This is a genomic window from Quadrisphaera setariae, assembly GCF_008041935.1.
Classification (GTDB): domain Bacteria; phylum Actinomycetota; class Actinomycetes; order Actinomycetales; family Quadrisphaeraceae; genus Quadrisphaera; species Quadrisphaera setariae.
In genome coordinates this window covers 330,665-345,971 of record NZ_VKAC01000005.1, presented here as the reverse complement: position 1 = coordinate 345,971, position 15,307 = coordinate 330,665, and the positions used below count along the sequence as shown (strand labels likewise).

Sequence of the window (15,307 nt, the reverse complement as noted above, 5' to 3'; positions counted from 1 at the left end):
GGAGCCGCTCCGCGGGCTTCAGCGAGAGGGCTGGGTGGACTCGCGCACGACGAGCTCGGGCGTGAAGTGCACGTGCCGCCCCGCCCCCGCCCGCCCGTCGGCACCGCCGTCGACGGTCTCGAGCAGCAGCTCCACCGCCGTGCGCCCCAGCAGCTCGCGCGGCTGGCGCACCGAGGTGAGCGGCACCGCCGCCGTGCCGGCGTAGCCGATGTCGTCGTACCCGACGAGCGCGAGCTCGTCGGGCACCCGCACGCCGCGGCGCACGCACTCGTTGAGCACCCCGAGGGCGAGGAGGTCGTTGGCGCAGAAGACCGCGGTCGGCCGGTCGGCGGGGTCCGGCCAGCGCTCGAAGATCCGCGCGGCCGCCGCACTGCCGGCGCGCACGGACATGTCGTCGCTGGCCACCACCTCGACGCGCACGACCTCCCCCGCGGCGACGCGCAGCCCTGCGAGCCGGTCCCGGACCTGGCCGAGGTGGTCGGGGCCGCCGACGAACGCGACCGCGCGGTGCCCGAGGTCCCGGAGGTGCTCTCCCGCGAGGCGCCCGCCCCGCACGTCGTCGACGGCCACCGACGGCGACGTGGCCGACCCCGAGACCCGGTCGACCAGCACCACGGGCGTCCCGCGGCGCTCCAGCTCCGCGGCGGCGGCGTTCTCGCCGTCGCGCACCGGGGACAGCAGCACACCCATGACGCGCTGGGCCTCCAGGCGCGCGAGGTGGCGCGCCTCGCGCTCGGGCCTGCCGCCGCTGTTGGAGACGACGACGAGCGCGCCGACGTCCTCGGCGGCCTCCTCGGCTCCCGCGATGACGTCGGCGAAGAAGGGGTTGGCGACGTCCAGCACCACCAGGGCGATGGTGCGCGAGGAGCCGGCGCGCAGCTGGCGGGCCGACTCGTTGCGCACGTACCCCAGGCGCTCGACGGCGGCCTCGACCAGAGCGCGCTTGGCGGGGCTGACGCTGTCGGGGCGGTTCAGCACGTTGCTGACCGTGCCGACGGAGACGCCCGCCTCGCGCGCGACGTCCTTGATGCCCACCACCACGACCGCACGCTAGCCGCCGCGGAGCGCGCACCGCGCCGGGCGTGCTCCGATGGAGGCGTTGACACGGGCCGAACACCGCGGCTACCGTCATTGAATCGTTTCATCAACTTCCGGGAGCCCCACCGTGACCGACCTGCGCGACGAGGCGCTGGCAGCGCTGGCCCAGCAGACCATCGAGCTGCCGAGCTGGGCGTTCGGCAACTCCGGCACCCGCTTCAAGGTGTTCTCCACCCCCGGCGTGCCCCGCGACCCCTTCGAGAAGGTCAGCGACGCGGCCCAGGTGCACCGCCACACCGGCGCCGCCCCCCGCGTCTCCCTGCACATCCCGTGGGACCTCGTCGACGACTACGGCAAGCTCGCCGCCCACGCCGCCGACGAGGGCGTCACCATCGGGGCGGTCAACTCCAACGTCTTCCAGGACGACGACTACCGCCTCGGCTCCCTGTGCAACCCCGACGCGCGCATCCGCGCCAAGGCGGTGGCGCACCACCTGGCCTGCATCGACGTCATGCGCCAGACCGGCTCCACGGACCTCAAGATCTGGCTGGCCGACGGCTTGAACTACCCCGGCCAGGACGACCTGCGCGCCCGTCAGGACCGCCTGGCCGAGGGGCTGGCGCAGGTCTACGCGGGCCTGGACGCCGACATGCGCCTGCTCCTGGAGTACAAGTTCTTCGAGCCGGCGTTCTACGCCACCGACGTGCCCGACTGGGGCACCTCGCTGCTGCACTGCCTGGCCCTGGGCGAGCGGGCGTCCGTGGTGCTGGACACCGGCCACCACGCGCCCGGCACCAACATCGAGTTCGTCGTGGCGCAGCTGCTGCGCGCCGGCCGCCTCGGCGCCTTCGACTTCAACAGCCGCTTCTACGCCGACGACGACCTCATCGTGGGCGCCGCTGACCCGTTCCAGCTCTTCCGCATCATGAGCGAGATCGTCGGCGCCGGCGCGCACCTGCCGACCTCCGGCGTGAACTTCATGCTCGACCAGTGCCACAACATCGAGCCGAAGATCCCCGGCCAGATCCGCTCGGTGATGAACGTGCAGGAGGCCACGGCCAAGGCGCTGCTGGTCGACAGGGAGGCGCTCGCCGAGGCCCAGACCTCCGGGGACGTGCTCGGCGCCAACGGCGTCCTCATGGACGCCTACAACACCGACGTGCGCGGGCTGCTCGCCGACCTGCGCGAGAGCCAGGGCCTCCCGCGAGACCCGTACGCCGCCTTCGCCGCGACCGGGTACCTGGACCGCATCGCCGCTGAGCGCATCGGCGGGGCCCAGGCGAGCTGGGGGGCCTGACGATGACGACGACGAACGCCGCGGTGGGCGAGCTGCTGGAGCGCTCGCACCAGCTGGGTGCCGACCCGAAGAACACCAACTACGCCGGCGGCAACACCTCCGCCAAGGGCACCGGCGTCGACCCGGTCACCGGCTCCGACGTCGACCTGCTGTGGGTCAAGGGCTCCGGCGGAGACCTCGGCACGCTCACCGAGGCGGGCCTGGCGGTGCTGCGCCTCGACAGGGTGCGCGCGCTGCGCGGGGTCTACCCCGGCGTGGAGCGCGAGGACGAGGTGGTCGCCGCGTTCGACCACTGCCTGTTCGGGAGGGGCGGCGCTGCACCGTCCATCGACACGGCCATGCACGCCCTCGTGGAGGCCGCCCACGTCGACCACCTCCACCCGGACGCCGGCATCGCGCTGGCCACCGCCGCCGACGGCGAGGCGCTGACGGGGGAGGTCTTCGGGGGCCGCGTGGTGTGGGTGCCGTGGCGCCGCCCCGGCTTCCAGCTGGGCCTCGACATCGCCGAGGTCGCCGCGAGCAACCCCCAGGCCATCGGCTGCGTCCTCGGCGGGCACGGCATCACCGCCTGGGGTGCGACCAGCGAGGAGTGCCGGCAGCGGTCGCTGGAGATCATCCACACCGCCGAGCGGTACCTGGACACGAAGACCGCCGAGCTGGCGGCCCGCGGTGAGCACCCCTTCGGCGCCGAGCTCGACGGGTACGGCCCGCTCGAGCCGGCCGAGCGCCGCGAGCGCGCCGCCGCGCTGGCACCGGTGCTGCGCGGGCTGGCGAGCACGGACGCGCCGCAGGTCGGGGCGTTCACCGACGCCGGTGTCGTCCTGGAGTTCCTGGCGCGGGCCGAGCACCCGCGGCTGGCGGCGCTCGGCACGAGCTGCCCCGACCACTTCCTGCGCACCAAGGTCCGCCCGATGGTGGTCGACCTCCCGGCGACGGCGTCGCTGGAGGAGGTGCTGGCGCGGCTGCCCGAGCTGCACCGGGCCTACCGGGAGGACTACCTGGCCTACTACCACCGCCACGCGGTCACCGAGGGGCCCGACACCTCCCCGTCGGTGCGGGGCGCCGACCCGCTGGTGGTCCTGGTCCCCGGGGTGGGGATGTTCACCTACGGCCGCGACGCTCAGACCGCGCGGGTGGCGGGCGAGTTCTACGTCAACGCGATCAACGTCATGCGGGGGGCGGAGGCGGTCAGCAGCTACGCGCCCATCGCCGAGGCCGAGAAGTTCCGCATCGAGTACTGGGCGCTGGAGGAGGCCAAGCTCGCGCGGATGCCGGAGCCGAAGGCCCTCGCCACCCGCGTGGCCCTGGTGACGGGCGCTGCGTCGGGCATCGGCCTGGCGACGGCGAAGCGGCTGGCCCGCGAGGGCGCCTGCGTCGTCGTCGCCGACCTCGACCTCGCGAAGGCGCAGGCCGCGGCCGCTGAGATCGGCGATCTCGTGGGTGCGGAGCGAGGGGCGGACGTGGCGGTCGGCGTCGCCGTCGACGTCTCCGACAGCGCCGCTGTGGCGGCGGCGGTCACCGAGGCGGTCCTGGCGTTCGGCGGGCTCGACCTCGTGGTCAACAACGCGGGCCTGTCGCTGAGCAAGCCGCTGCTGGACACCACCGAGCGCGACTGGGACCTCCAGCACGACGTCATGGCCAAGGGCTCCTTCCTCGTCTCCCAGGCCGCGGCGCGCGTGATGGTCGCGCAGGGCATGGGCGGCGACGTCGTCTACATCTCGTCCAAGAACAGCGTCTTCGCGGGGCCGAACAACATCGCCTACTCCGCCACCAAGGCCGACCAGGCCCACCAGGTGCGGCTGCTGGCCGCCGAGCTGGGCGAGCACGGCATCCGCGTGAACGGCATCAACCCCGACGGCGTGGTGCGCGGGTCCGGGATCTTCGCCGGCGGGTGGGGGGCCTCGCGAGCGGAGGTCTACGGGGTGGAGGAGTCCGAGCTGGGCTCCTTCTACGCCCAGCGCACGCTGCTCAAGCGCGAGGTGCTGCCCGAGCACGTGGCCGACGCGGTGTTCGTGCTCACCGGCGGGGAGCTGTCGCGGACGACCGGCCTGCACGTGCCGGTCGACAGCGGCGTGGCCGCCGCCTTCCTCCGATGACCCCCTCCCCCGCCGTGATCATGGACGTCCGGAGCACCCTCCGCCGTGATCGTGGACGATCGGCCACCCGGAGGGGGCGGTGAGCCTCCACGCGGCGGTCGACCTCGGAGCTTCCAGCGGCCGCGTGATGCTCGGCGACGTCGGCGGCGGCCGCCTGGACCTCGTGGAGGCCGCGCGCTTCCGCAACGGGGGCGTCGAGGTGTCCGCCGGCGCGGGCACCCTCGACAGCGCCCTCCACTGGGACGTGCTCGGCCTGTGGCAGGACGCCCTCACCGGGCTGCGCCGCGCCGGTGAGCTGGCGGCGCAGCTCCCCGGCGGGCGCGCCGGGCGCGTGCAGACGGTCGGCGTGGACACCTGGGCCGTCGACTACGCCCTCCTCGCCGCCGACGGGTCGCTGCTGGGGAACCCGCGGTCCTACCGCGACGAGCGCACCGACGGCCTGCTCGACCAGCTCGACGCCCGCACCAGCCCCGAGCGGCTGTACGAGCGCAACGGCCTGCAGCGGCTGCCGTTCACCACCCTCTACCAGCTGCTCGCCGAGGCCCGAGGCCCGCACCTCGACCGCGCGAGCACCCTGCTCCTGCTGCCCGACCTCCTCGGGTACTGGCTGTCCGGGCACGTGGGCGCGGAGTCGAGCAACGCCTCCACCACGGGCCTCGCCGACGTCCGCACCGGCCGCTGGGCGCCCGACCTCGTGGCCCTGGCGAGCGCGGGCGGCGTGGACGTCGGGCCCCTGCTCCCCCCGGTGCACGACGCCGGCCGCGTGCTCGGGGAGCTGCGCCCCGCGGTGGCCGCCGCCACCGGGCTCGAGGGCGCGCAGCTCGTGGCGGTGGGCACGCACGACACCGCCTCAGCCGTCGTCGCCGTCCCCGCAGCCACCGAGCGCTTCGCCTACGTCGCCTGCGGCACCTGGGCCCTGGTGGGCGTGGAGCTCGCCGGACCGGTGACCAGCCCGGAGAGCCTCGCCGCGGGGTTCACCAACGAGCGCGGCGTGGACGGGCGGGTCCGGTACCTCCACAACGTCATGGGTCTGTGGGTGCTGCAGGGCTGCCTGGCCGACTGGCGCCTGGACGCCGACGCCCTGCCGGGCCTGCTCGAGGCGGCGGCCGCCGAGGTCGGCGGGGTGGTGGTGGACGTCGACGCCCCCGCCTTCCTCGCCCCGCCGAGCGCCCACCGGCCGATGGTGGCGCGCCTCCGCGAGGCCGCGCGCGCGTCCGGCCAGCAGGTGCCGCGGGAGCGTCCCGCCGTCGTGAGGTGCGTCCTCGACAGCCTGGCCTCAGCGTTCGCCCGCGCCGTCGACGACGCGGCGCGCCTGTCGGGCAAGCAGGTCGACGTGGTGCACGTGGTGGGCGGGGGTGCGCGCAACGCCCTGCTCTGCCAGCTCACGGCCGACGCCTGCGGCCGCCCGGTGCTCGCCGGTCCGGTGGAGGCCACCGCGCTGGGCAACGTGCTCGTGCAGGCGCGGGCCGCCGGGACGCTCTCCGGTGAGCTGGAGGACCTGCGCGCGCTCGTCCGCGACACGCACCACCTCCTCCGGTACGACCCCCGCTGACGGCAGGAGGCCGACCGGCGCTCCCGGCCGGCACCTCGGCTGGCGGTCGACGCCCGACGGGCCAGGGTGGGGGCGTGAGCACACGGCACCACTGGGTCCCGGTCCGCTCGGAGCTGGTGTGGGAGGTGCTGAGCGACCCGTGGAACTACCCGGTGTTCGTGGTCGGCACGGCTCACCTGCGCGCCGTCGAGGGCGACTGGCCGGTCGTCGGGGCGGTGCTGCACCACTCCTTCGGGGCCTGGCCGCTCATGCAGCGCGGCACGTCGACCCTCGACGGCGTGGACCCGGGGAAGCGCCTCGAGCTGACCGCGAAGGGATGGCCGCTGGGTGAGGCGCGCGTGGTGATCTCCCTGCTCGGCCGCGGTGACGGGACGATCGTCACGATCGAGGAGGACGCCGTCTCCGGTCCCGGCAGCTGGGTCCCCCGGCCGCTGCGGGCCCTCGTCATCGGGCTGCGCAACAAGGAGCTGCTCGCCCGCCTGGAAGACCTCGCCGTGGGACGCCTCGACGCCTCCCCCGCCGCCGAGCGGGCAGCGGGAGAGGCGTCCGAGACGGCCGGCTGAGCCCTCGGGTCGCCGGCCGCGCGGCCCTCAGCTCGACGACGACGTCGACGCCACTCCGTCCAGCGCCTGCTCGACGGCGTCGAGCAGCGGCGAGCCGGACGGCACGCTGCCGGGCGCGGACGCCGAGAGCGCCATGGTCCGCACGTCGCGCTCGAGCAGCGGCGCGATCCGCCGGGCGGCCTCGGCGTCGTCCTGCCCCACCCCGGCTGCGACGAGCGCCGCGGACACGGCGTCCCACGCGCGGGCGTCGTCGAGGAGCTCGCGGACGGAGGAGCCGAGGCCCACGGGCCGGGACGGCCGGCCGAGGGCTGCGGCCAGCGGCAGGGAGAAGGCGTGCTCGCCGCTGCCGACGCGCACCGGCTCGCTGCCGTCGGGCAGGTGGACGACCGCCCGCGCGCCCGGCGGCACCACGACGTCGAGGCGCCAGGCGCCGCCCTCCGCGCGCCAGCCAGCCGAGGCCCGGCCGTACGGGGTGTCGTGCCACGCGGACGCGCTGGTCAGCCCACCACCGGGCCGCGGCGCCACGACGATCTCGCGGTAGCCCGCGGTGCTCGGGTCACCGGCGGGGTCGGAGGCCGGCGCGAGCCCGGCCAGGGTGCGGTGCATCCAGTCGGCCACGGCGCCGAGCGCGTAGTGGTTGAACGACGTCATCTCGCCGGGGTTGATGGTGCCGTCGGGGAGCATCGAGTCCCACCGCTCCCACACCGTCGTGGCGCCCATGGTCACCGGGTACAGCCAGCTGGGCACGCGCCGCTGCAGCAGCAGGCGGTGCGCCACGTCGACGTGCCCGGTCAGCGTGAGGGCGTCCGTCACCAGGGGCGTCCCCACGAAGCCGGTGCTGATCCGGAAGCCCGACGTGCGCACGAGGTCGGCCAGGCGGTCGCCGGCGTGCTGGCGGGCGCCGTCGGGGAGCAGGTCCCAGCAGATCGCCACGGCGTAGACGGTCGGGCAGTCCGAGAGCACGCGCCCGGAGCCCGTCACGTACTCGGCCGTGAAGGCCCGCCGCACCCGCTGCGCGACGTCGTCCCAGTGCGCGGCGTCCTCGTCACGCCCCAGCACCCGTGCGGTCCGGGCCAGCAGCTCGGCACCGCGGGCCAGGTGGGCGGTGGCGATGACGTCCGGGTCCGCCTGAGCTGCGGCGGCGTCGTCCGGGGGCGCGGTCGGGTCGAGCCAGTCGCCGAACTGGAACCCGCCCGCCCACAGCAGGTCCTCCCCCGCCTCGCGCAGCAGGCGCTCCACCCAGGCGACCATGCTCGGCCACTGGCGCGCCAGCACGGCGGTGTCGCCGGTGCGCTCGAAGACCACCCACGGGACGACGACGCCCGCGTCGCCCCACGCCGCCGCCGGGACCGGCGCGCCGTCAGCGCCGAACACGCCCGGACCCGACAGGACGTCGGGGACGACGAACGGCACCGCGCCGTCCACCTGGTCGGCGGCGACGTCCTTCAGCCAGCTGGTCCAGAAGCCGCCCGATCGCGTGAGGAAGGACGCGGTGGGGCTGAAGACCTGGGCGTCGCCGGTCCAGCCGAGGCGCTCGTCGCGCTGCGGGCAGTCGGTGGGGACGTCCACGGCGTTGCCCTGCCAGCCGCGCAGCACGTTGGCGTGCAGCTGGTCGAGCAGCGGCTCGGAGGAGGAGAAGCCCCCCGCAGGCTCGAGGTCCGAGGTGATGACGACGCCCTCGACGTCGTCGCTGGTCAGGTGCGTCAACCAGGCCGGACCGGACACCTCGGCGTAGCGGAAGCCGTGGAAGGTGAAGCGCGGCTCGAGCACCTGCGCGCCCGCCGACGCGCCCGCCGCGAGGTCGTAGGTGTCGGTGGCCCTCGCCGTGCGCAGCGGCCGCACGCCGAGCGCGCCGTGCTCGAGGACCTCCGCCTGGCGGACGACGACGCGGTCGCCCTCCTGCACGGCCAGCTCCGGTCGCAGCCGCAGGCGCAGGTGCCCGACGACGTTCTCCCCGAGGTCGACGCGGACCGTCGTCTGGCCGGGGTCCGCGCCGGCCCCGGGGCCGTCGAGCACCTCGAGGGCCTGCGGCCGGACCGCGCGGACCGCCCGCACCGGGGCGGAGTCCGCAGCCGCCAGCTCGGCCTCCGGCAGGGGCAGCTCGATGACGGGCTGCCAGTCGCCGTCGTCGAAGCCGGGCTGCAGCCAGGCGTCGTCGCGGAGCCGCAGGTCCACGTGCTCGCCGTCGTAGAGGTCGTCCTCCAGCACCTCGCTCGGGCTCGTCCGCCAGCTCGCGTCGGTGACGACGCGGTCGGTGCTCCCGTCGGCGTAGGTCAGCTCGAGCTGGGCGAGCAGCGCCCGCTGGGTGCCGTACAGCGCGCGGCGCCCGCCCCAGGCCAGGCGCCCCCGCCACCAGCCGCTGCCGAGCAGCGCACCCACCGCGTTGTCGCCCTCGACCAGCAGGTCGGTGACGTCGTGGGTGCGGTACCGCAGGCGGGAGCGGTACGCGGTCCAGCCCGGTGCGAGCAGCTCGTCCCCCACGCGGCGGCCGTTGAGGTGCGCCTCCACGAGGCCGTGCGCGGTCAGGTGGAGGCGCGCGCGGACCAGACCGGGACGGACGGTGAAGATGCGGCGCAGGCGCGGAGCCGGCGAGGCGACCGGGGCGCCGGGCTCGCCGGGCGGGTCGGCGGTGACGAGGGCGGCGCTCCAGTCCTCGCGCCGCAGCAGCCCCGCCTCGACGGGCTCGGGCGCCGACCACGGCGAGGTGGCTCCGTCCGCGCCGGTGGCGCGCACCTGGGCGCTGACCCGCTGGCCGCTCGTGAGCGGGGCGAAGGGCCAGGGGACGAGCACCTGGTCGGCGGAGTCCACGGGGGCCGCAGCGGCGACCACCCGGCCGTCGTCGTCGACGAGGCGCAGCTCGTAGCGGGCCTGCACCCAGTCGCGGGGGCCGGGGGCGACCTGCCAGGACAGCCGCGGCGCGCCGCCACCGATGCCGACCGCCTCACCCGCGCGGTGGTGCTCCACCCGCAGCACCGCCACGCTCGGGGCCGCCCCGGCCGACGTGGGGGCGGGGGTGGTCGCTGCCTGGTCCGTCGTCATCGACGCGCCTCACCATCTCGTTTTGGAACGTTTCATTCTTGACCCTACGGGTCCGCGCCCCACTCGTGTCAACCCGCTAGCGGACCTCCCCGCACACCCGTCTGCCCGCCCCTGTCCCCCTCCTCTCCCGCACTTGCCGCGGAACGTGCGCCATGGGGCGCCCGAGAAGCGCACTTGCCGCGGAAAGTGCGGGAATGACGGGGACGAGGAGGACGACGACGACAGCGGGCGGGCGCGTCAGCGCAGCGCGGCGCGCAGGGCGGTGATGACGGGCATGTCGGCGGGCAGCCACGCCACCCCGCCCAGCCAGTCGTCGAGCTCGAGCCAGCGCAGGGCGTCGTGGTCCTCCAGGGGGCGCGGCTCACCCTCGAGCACCCGGGCCCACCACACGCGCATCACGCCCACGCCCGGCAGCGGCCACACGCCGGCGTCGGCGTAGAGCCCGCCGGTGCCCTCACCGGCGTGCGGCACGAGCTCCGCCCCGAGCTCCACCTGCACGCCCAGCTCCTCGCGGAGCTCGCGCCGCAGCGCGTCGGCCGGTACCTCCCCCGGCTCCACCTTGCCGCCGGGCAGCTCCCACCCGCCGGCCAGCGCCGACGGCCTTCTGCGCCGGGCGGCGAGCAGGCGGCGGGGCGCCGCGAGGTCGTCGACCAGCGCAGCGCCCACCACCAGCAGCCCTCGGCCGCCGGTGGTGGGCTGCTCGCCGGACGTCAGGCGGCCTCGCCGCCGGCCCGGACGCTGCTCACGGGCAGCGACGTGCGGCCACCGGGGTGGCCGACGTCGGTGGAGGCGAAGTGGCAGGCGATCTGGTGGCCGGGCCCGCCGCCGTCCTTCTCCACCAGCGGGGGCTCGGTGGTCGCGCAGACCTCCTGCGCCTTCCAGCAGCGGGTGCGGAAGCGGCAGCCCGAGGGCGGGTTCAGCGGGGACGGGACGTCGCCCTCCAGCACGATGCGCTCCGTCGCCGCGGTCCGCGCGACCTCGGGGTCCGCCGAGGGGGCGGCGGACAGCAGCGCCTGCGTGTAGGGGTGCATGGGACGGTCGTAGATGTCGTCCTTGGGTCCGATCTCCACGACCTTGCCCAGGTACATCACCGCGACGCGGTCGGAGATGTGGCGCACCACCGAGAGGTCGTGGGCGATGAACATGTAGGCGATGCCCAGCTCGGCCTGCAGGTCCTCGAGGAGGTTGACGATGCCCGCCTGGACGGACACGTCCAGGGCGGAGACCGGCTCGTCGAGGACGAGGAGCTTGGGACCGAGGGCCAGCGCGCGGGCGATGCCGATGCGCTGGCGCTGGCCGCCGGAGAACTCGTGCGGGTAGCGGTTGCCGTGCTCGGGCGAGAGCCCCACCAGCTGCAGCAGCTCGCGCACGCGCTCCTTGCGGGCGGCCTTGTCGGGCACGGTCCCGTGGATGACCAGCGGCTCGCCGATGATGTCGTTGACCGGCATCCGCGGGTTGAGCGAGGCGTACGGGTCCTGGAAGACGATCTGCAGGTCGCGGCGGACCGGCCGCAGGTCCTTCTCGGACAGGCCGATGAGCTCCTTGCCGTCGAACCGCACCGAGCCGGACGTCGGCTTGTGCAGCTGCAGCAGCGCGCGGCCCGTCGTCGACTTGCCGCAGCCCGACTCCCCCACCACGCCGAGGGTCTCGCCGGCGTCGAGGCTGAAGCTCACGCCGGAGACGGCCTGCACGTGGTTGACCACGCGCTGGATCACGCCGCCCCCGCGGACGGGGAAGTTCATGACCAGGTCGCGCACGTCGAGCAGGTGCGTGTCGCGCTCGGCGTCCGACGGGCGCACCGGGGACTGCGGGGTGTGCTGCCCCGTGCCCGGTGTCTGGTGCGTGCTCACGAGGAGACCTCGCTCTCAGCGCGGAAGAAGAGGGTGGGGTCTTCGGCGGCCAGCAGCTCGTCGCTGTGGTGGCACGCCGCGAAGTGGTCGGGGCTGACCACGGGCAGCACCCGACCGGTGGGTGCGCCCGCTGCTCCAGCCGCCGACGCGGGCGCTCCGCGGTGGCGCAGCTCGGGCTCGCTGGCCCGGCAGTCCTCGCGGACCAGCGGGCAGCGGGGACCGAAGGGGCAGCCCCGCGGCAGGGAGATGAGCGAGGGCGGGGAACCCTTGATCGGGCGGAGCCGCTCACCGGCCCGGCTGCCCTCCGCCGACGGCGTCGAGCCCAGCAGCCCCACGGTGTAGGGCATGAGGGGCTTGCTGAACACCTCGCGCGTCGTGCCGATCTCCACCGGCTTGCCCGCGTACATGACGAGCACGCGGTCGGCGACCTGCGCGATGACCCCGAGGTCGTGGGTGATGAAGACGATCGCGGCACCGACCGCGTCCTTGACGGACATGAGGGTGTCCAGCACCTGCGCCTGCACCGTCACGTCCAGGGCGGTGGTCGGCTCGTCGGCGATGATGACGTCCGGGTCGTTGATGATCGCCATGGCGATCATCGCGCGCTGCCTCATGCCGCCGGAGAACTCGTGCGGGTAGGCCCGCAGCCGCGCCTCGGCCTGCGGGATGCCGACGAGGTCGAGCATCTCCTTGGCCCTCTTGAGCGCGACCTTCTGCGGCACGGCGCTGTGGGAGCGCACCGCCTCGGCCAGCTGGTCGCCGACCGTGTAGACGGGATTCATCGCCGTCATCGGGTCCTGGAAGATCATGCTGACGCGGCGGCCGCGCAGCCCCCGCTGCTGGCGCGCGCTCATCGTGAGCACGTCCTCGCCGCGGAACAGGATCCGGCCGGTGATCTGGGCGCTGCGCGGCAGCAGGCCCATGACCGCCATGGACGAGACGGACTTGCCGGAGCCGGACTCCCCGACGATCCCGAGCACCTCGCGGGGCGCCACGGAGTACGTCATGCCGCGCACGGCGCGGACGACGCCGTCCTCGGTGGGGAAGGCCACGGTGAGGTCCTCGACCTGCAGCACCGGCTGCTCGGCCCGTCCCGCGGCCTGCTGGGCGGCGCTCACGAGCGCACCCTCGCCTGGCGCGGGTCGAAGGCGTCGCGCAGGCCGTCGCCGATGAAGTTGACGCTCAGCGCGATGAGCACGATGAACAGGCCGGGCCACCAGAACAGCCAGGGCCTGGTGGTGAAGGCCGACTCGTAGTTGCTGATGAGCAGGCCGAGGGAGGTCTCCGGCGGCCGCACTCCGAGACCGAGGTAGCTCAAGGCGCTCTCCACGAGGATCGCGACGGCGATGGTCAGCGTGGCGGACACGATGATGACGCCGAGGCTGTTGGGCAGGATGTGCTTGAAGATGATGCGGCTGCTGGAGGCGCCCATGGCGCGCGCGGCCTCGACGAACTCCTTCTCCCGCAGGGACAGGAAGCTGCCGCGCACGAGGCGCGCCAGGGACGTCCAGAGCAGGACGCCGAGGATCGCCCCGAACAGGGCGATCGGGAGGGCCCCGTAGCGGCGGCCGAGGACCGCACCGATGACGATCACCGGGATGGTGATGAAGACGTCGGTGACCCGCATGAGGAGGCTGTCGGCCCAGCCGCGGTAGTAGCCGGCGAGGGCCCCGACGAGCGTGCCGATCACCGTGGCGACGATGCCGACCATGAAGGCGATGATCAGCGACCGCTGCGCCCCGCGCATGGTGAGCGCGAAGTAGTCGATGCCGATGTTGTCCTGGCCGAAGGGGTGGTCGCCCCAGGCCAGACCGTCGCCGTCGAACCACGGGATGAGGTCGAGCGTGGGACGCCCGCCGTTCTCGATGGGCGTGGGCTGCGTGAAGCCGTAGTGCCACCAGCCGGGGATGCCGGCGAAGCCGATGGAGCTGAACGCCAGCACCACCACGAAGAGCAGCACGGCCATGCCGCCCAGGGCCCCGCGGTGGCGGAAGAACCGCCGGCGGACCAGCTGCCCCTGGGACAGGGCGACGACGGAGAGCCCCGAGGCGTCGCCGGCGTCACCGGTGGAGCCCGGTCCGCTGGGCTCGCCGGCGGTCGTGCGGGGGTCGGTGGTGGTCATGAGAGGCGGATCCTCGGGTCGAGGTAGGCGTAGACGAGGTCGGCCACGATGTTGAGGAGCAGCACCGCGGCAGCGGAGACGATGAAGAACGCCATCACCGGTGGTGGGTCGACCGTGTAGACGCCGCTGATGAACAGCGCACCCATGCCCTGCCAGCCGAAGATGCGCTCGGTGATGACCGCACCGCCGACGACGGCGGCGAAGTCCAGCGCCACCAGCGTGGTCACGGGGATGAGCGCGTTGCGGAACGCGTGGCGCATGATCACGGTGCGCTCCGTCAGGCCCTTGGCGCGCGCGGTGCGCACGTAGTCCTGGTTCATCGTCTCGAGCATGCTCGACCGCGTGTAGCGCGTGTACTGCGCGAACGAGATGAGCACCAGCGTCACGCTCGGGAGCACCAGGTGCGTCAGCGTGTCGAGCGTGGTCTGCCAGAGGGTGCCCGTGAAGTTGGGCGTGTTGGAGCCGATGGTCGCGATGGGTCGCCCGAAGGAGTTCGCGACGTAGTCGGGCCAGGCGTACATGAGCCAGTCGGCGAAGCTGAGCGCGGCGACCACCGCGGCCGAGAGCACCGCGGCGCGAGCGGCCCGGCTCCTGTCGATGCCGCCGATGCCGGCTCCGATGCCGCCGGCCACGACCAGCGTGACGACGAACAGCCCCAGCAGGAGCGGCCACGTCGGGTCGGCGAGGACGCCGACCGTGGCCACGTAGATGACGATCCCCACGACGGCTCCGGCCAGCGAGGCGTAGAGCACGCGGCGCGCCGCGAGCCCGGAGACCAGCGCGGTGATGCCGACGGCGGCGGCCAGGCCGAGCACGGAGACCCCGACGGGCCCGAGGCTCGGACGCGCCAGGAAGTCCGTCTGCGAGACGACCACCAGGACCGCGGCGACGACGAGGAAGCCGCCCGCGAAGGCGACGCCGCGCCGGGCCCAGGTGCGCCCGCCCACGAGGCTGGCGCCGAAGAGGCCACCGACCACGGCCAGCACCAGCAGCACGGGGAGCGGTACGGCGGGGTCACCGAGCCAGTCGTTGAAGGCGATCGCGCCGAACTGCTTGAGCAGCACGGCCGCCCAGAAGATGGGCAGCGAGTAGAAGACGAAGGAGAAGAACGTGATCGTGTAGTCGAAGCTCGTGTACTGGCGCAGCGCGGACACGATGCCGACCGCGATGCCCGTGACGATGGCCAGGACGGTGGAGAGCAGCACCAGGCGCAGCGTGCTGCTCAGCGCCAGGCCGAGCAGCGGTGCGACGGCCTGGCCGGTGCGGTTCACACCGAGGCTGCCGGCCCCCCAGAGGTAGCCGAGCAGGTCGCCCAGCCAGTGGAAGTAGCGCAGCACCACGGGGGTGTTGAGCTGCATGATCTCGGTGCGCGACGCGATGCGGGCGGCACGGTCACCGGGGTTGGTGATGCCGTACAGGTCCTCGAGCGGGTCGCCAGCGTTGGCGACGAGCACGTACATGAGGAACGTGGCGACGAAGAAGACGCCGATCGAGATCAGCAGGCGCCTCAGGACGAAAGCGACCACGGGTGGAAACCCCTTTGCGGACGGACGGTCCGGACGAGCACGCTGGGCACCCCGGCACAGGGCCAGGTCGGTCCGCGTGGCGCGCAGGCGCGCGCCCACGACCGACCTAGGTTGCTCCTGCTCTCCACGGAGCGTGGAGGCGGGGGGGGTGCTCGAGCCCGTCGGTGCGGACGGGGACGGCCGTCAGCCGGCCCCCGCTGAGCGCGGGGGCCGGCTGACGGGGC

General features: G+C 74.3%; 11 protein-coding genes. 4 read left to right on the top strand and 7 right to left on the bottom strand.

Translation table 11 applies throughout. The features are described 5' to 3' along the window. Positions 1 to 18 precede the first annotated feature (18 nt). On the bottom strand, positions 19 to 1,038 hold the full coding sequence (locus FMM08_RS10515) for a LacI family DNA-binding transcriptional regulator (RefSeq protein WP_147926358.1): 1,020 nt from the start codon (positions 1,036 to 1,038) through the stop codon (positions 19 to 21). Between the two features lie 127 nt (positions 1,039 to 1,165). On the opposite strand from FMM08_RS10515, the gene rhaI reads away from it, so the two are divergent. The 4 genes from rhaI (at position 1,166) to FMM08_RS10495 (ending at position 6,546) form a co-directional block, all read left to right on the top strand. Then, the gene (rhaI, locus tag FMM08_RS10510; RefSeq protein ID WP_147926295.1) at positions 1,166 to 2,335 is read left to right on the top strand and encodes an L-rhamnose isomerase; all 1,170 of its coding nucleotides are present in this window, start codon (positions 1,166 to 1,168) and stop codon (positions 2,333 to 2,335) included. A 2-nt stretch (positions 2,336 to 2,337) separates the two neighbouring features. Beyond that, positions 2,338 to 4,431, top strand: a complete 2,094-nt coding sequence (locus FMM08_RS10505) for a bifunctional aldolase/short-chain dehydrogenase (protein WP_147926294.1) — start codon at positions 2,338 to 2,340, stop codon at positions 4,429 to 4,431. Between the two features lie 79 nt (positions 4,432 to 4,510). Beyond that, the gene (locus FMM08_RS10500; protein ID WP_147926293.1) at positions 4,511 to 5,983 is read left to right on the top strand and encodes a rhamnulokinase; all 1,473 of its coding nucleotides are present in this window, start codon (positions 4,511 to 4,513) and stop codon (positions 5,981 to 5,983) included. A 74-nt stretch (positions 5,984 to 6,057) separates the two neighbouring features. After that, positions 6,058 to 6,546: an SRPBCC family protein gene (locus FMM08_RS10495; protein WP_147926292.1), complete on the top strand. Its 489-nt coding sequence runs from the start codon at positions 6,058 to 6,060 to the stop codon at positions 6,544 to 6,546. A gap of 27 nt (positions 6,547 to 6,573) precedes the next feature. Here the strand turns inward: FMM08_RS10495 and FMM08_RS10490 are convergent, their stop codons facing one another. The 6 genes from FMM08_RS10490 to FMM08_RS10465 all read right to left on the bottom strand — a co-directional run bounded on the left by FMM08_RS10490 (position 6,574) and on the right by FMM08_RS10465 (position 15,083). Then, on the bottom strand, positions 6,574 to 9,585 hold the full coding sequence (locus tag FMM08_RS10490; RefSeq protein WP_147926291.1) for a glycoside hydrolase family 78 protein: 3,012 nt from the start codon (positions 9,583 to 9,585) through the stop codon (positions 6,574 to 6,576). A 237-nt stretch (positions 9,586 to 9,822) separates the two neighbouring features. Continuing rightward, positions 9,823 to 10,257 carry an NUDIX domain-containing protein gene (locus tag FMM08_RS10485; RefSeq protein WP_439653558.1) on the bottom strand — a complete coding sequence of 145 codons (435 nt, stop codon included), beginning with the start codon at positions 10,255 to 10,257 and terminating at the stop codon, positions 9,823 to 9,825. A gap of 38 nt (positions 10,258 to 10,295) precedes the next feature. Further along, positions 10,296 to 11,327 (bottom strand): ABC transporter ATP-binding protein, encoded by a 1,032-nt coding sequence (locus tag FMM08_RS10480; RefSeq protein ID WP_147926355.1) that lies wholly within the window; start codon positions 11,325 to 11,327, stop codon positions 10,296 to 10,298. Between the two features lie 104 nt (positions 11,328 to 11,431). Next, positions 11,432 to 12,553 carry an ABC transporter ATP-binding protein gene (locus FMM08_RS10475; RefSeq protein ID WP_222710638.1) on the bottom strand — a complete coding sequence of 374 codons (1,122 nt, stop codon included), beginning with the start codon at positions 12,551 to 12,553 and terminating at the stop codon, positions 11,432 to 11,434. Further along, positions 12,550 to 13,557, bottom strand: coding sequence for an ABC transporter permease (locus FMM08_RS10470; RefSeq protein ID WP_147926290.1), 1,008 nt, complete (start codon positions 13,555 to 13,557; stop codon positions 12,550 to 12,552). Before FMM08_RS10470 ends, FMM08_RS10475 begins: the two co-directional genes overlap by 4 nt. Continuing rightward, the gene (locus FMM08_RS10465) at positions 13,554 to 15,083 is read right to left on the bottom strand and encodes an ABC transporter permease (RefSeq protein ID WP_147926289.1); all 1,530 of its coding nucleotides are present in this window, start codon (positions 15,081 to 15,083) and stop codon (positions 13,554 to 13,556) included. Before FMM08_RS10465 ends, FMM08_RS10470 begins: the two co-directional genes overlap by 4 nt. Positions 15,084 to 15,307: the final 224 nt, after the last annotated feature.

Bases quoted from the DNA above. Each gene is read 5' to 3' on its own strand.
- FMM08_RS10490 (WP_147926291.1), bottom strand. From the start codon at position 9,585: ATGACGACGGACCAGGCAGCGACCACCCCCGCCCCCACGTCGGCCGGG.
- FMM08_RS10470 (WP_147926290.1), bottom strand. From the start codon at position 13,557: ATGACCACCACCGACCCCCGCACGACCGCCGGCGAGCCCAGCGGACCG.
- FMM08_RS10505 (WP_147926294.1), top strand. From the start codon at position 2,338: ATGACGACGACGAACGCCGCGGTGGGCGAGCTGCTGGAGCGCTCGCAC.
- FMM08_RS10480 (WP_147926355.1), bottom strand. From the start codon at position 11,327: ATGAACTTCCCCGTCCGCGGGGGCGGCGTGATCCAGCGCGTGGTCAAC.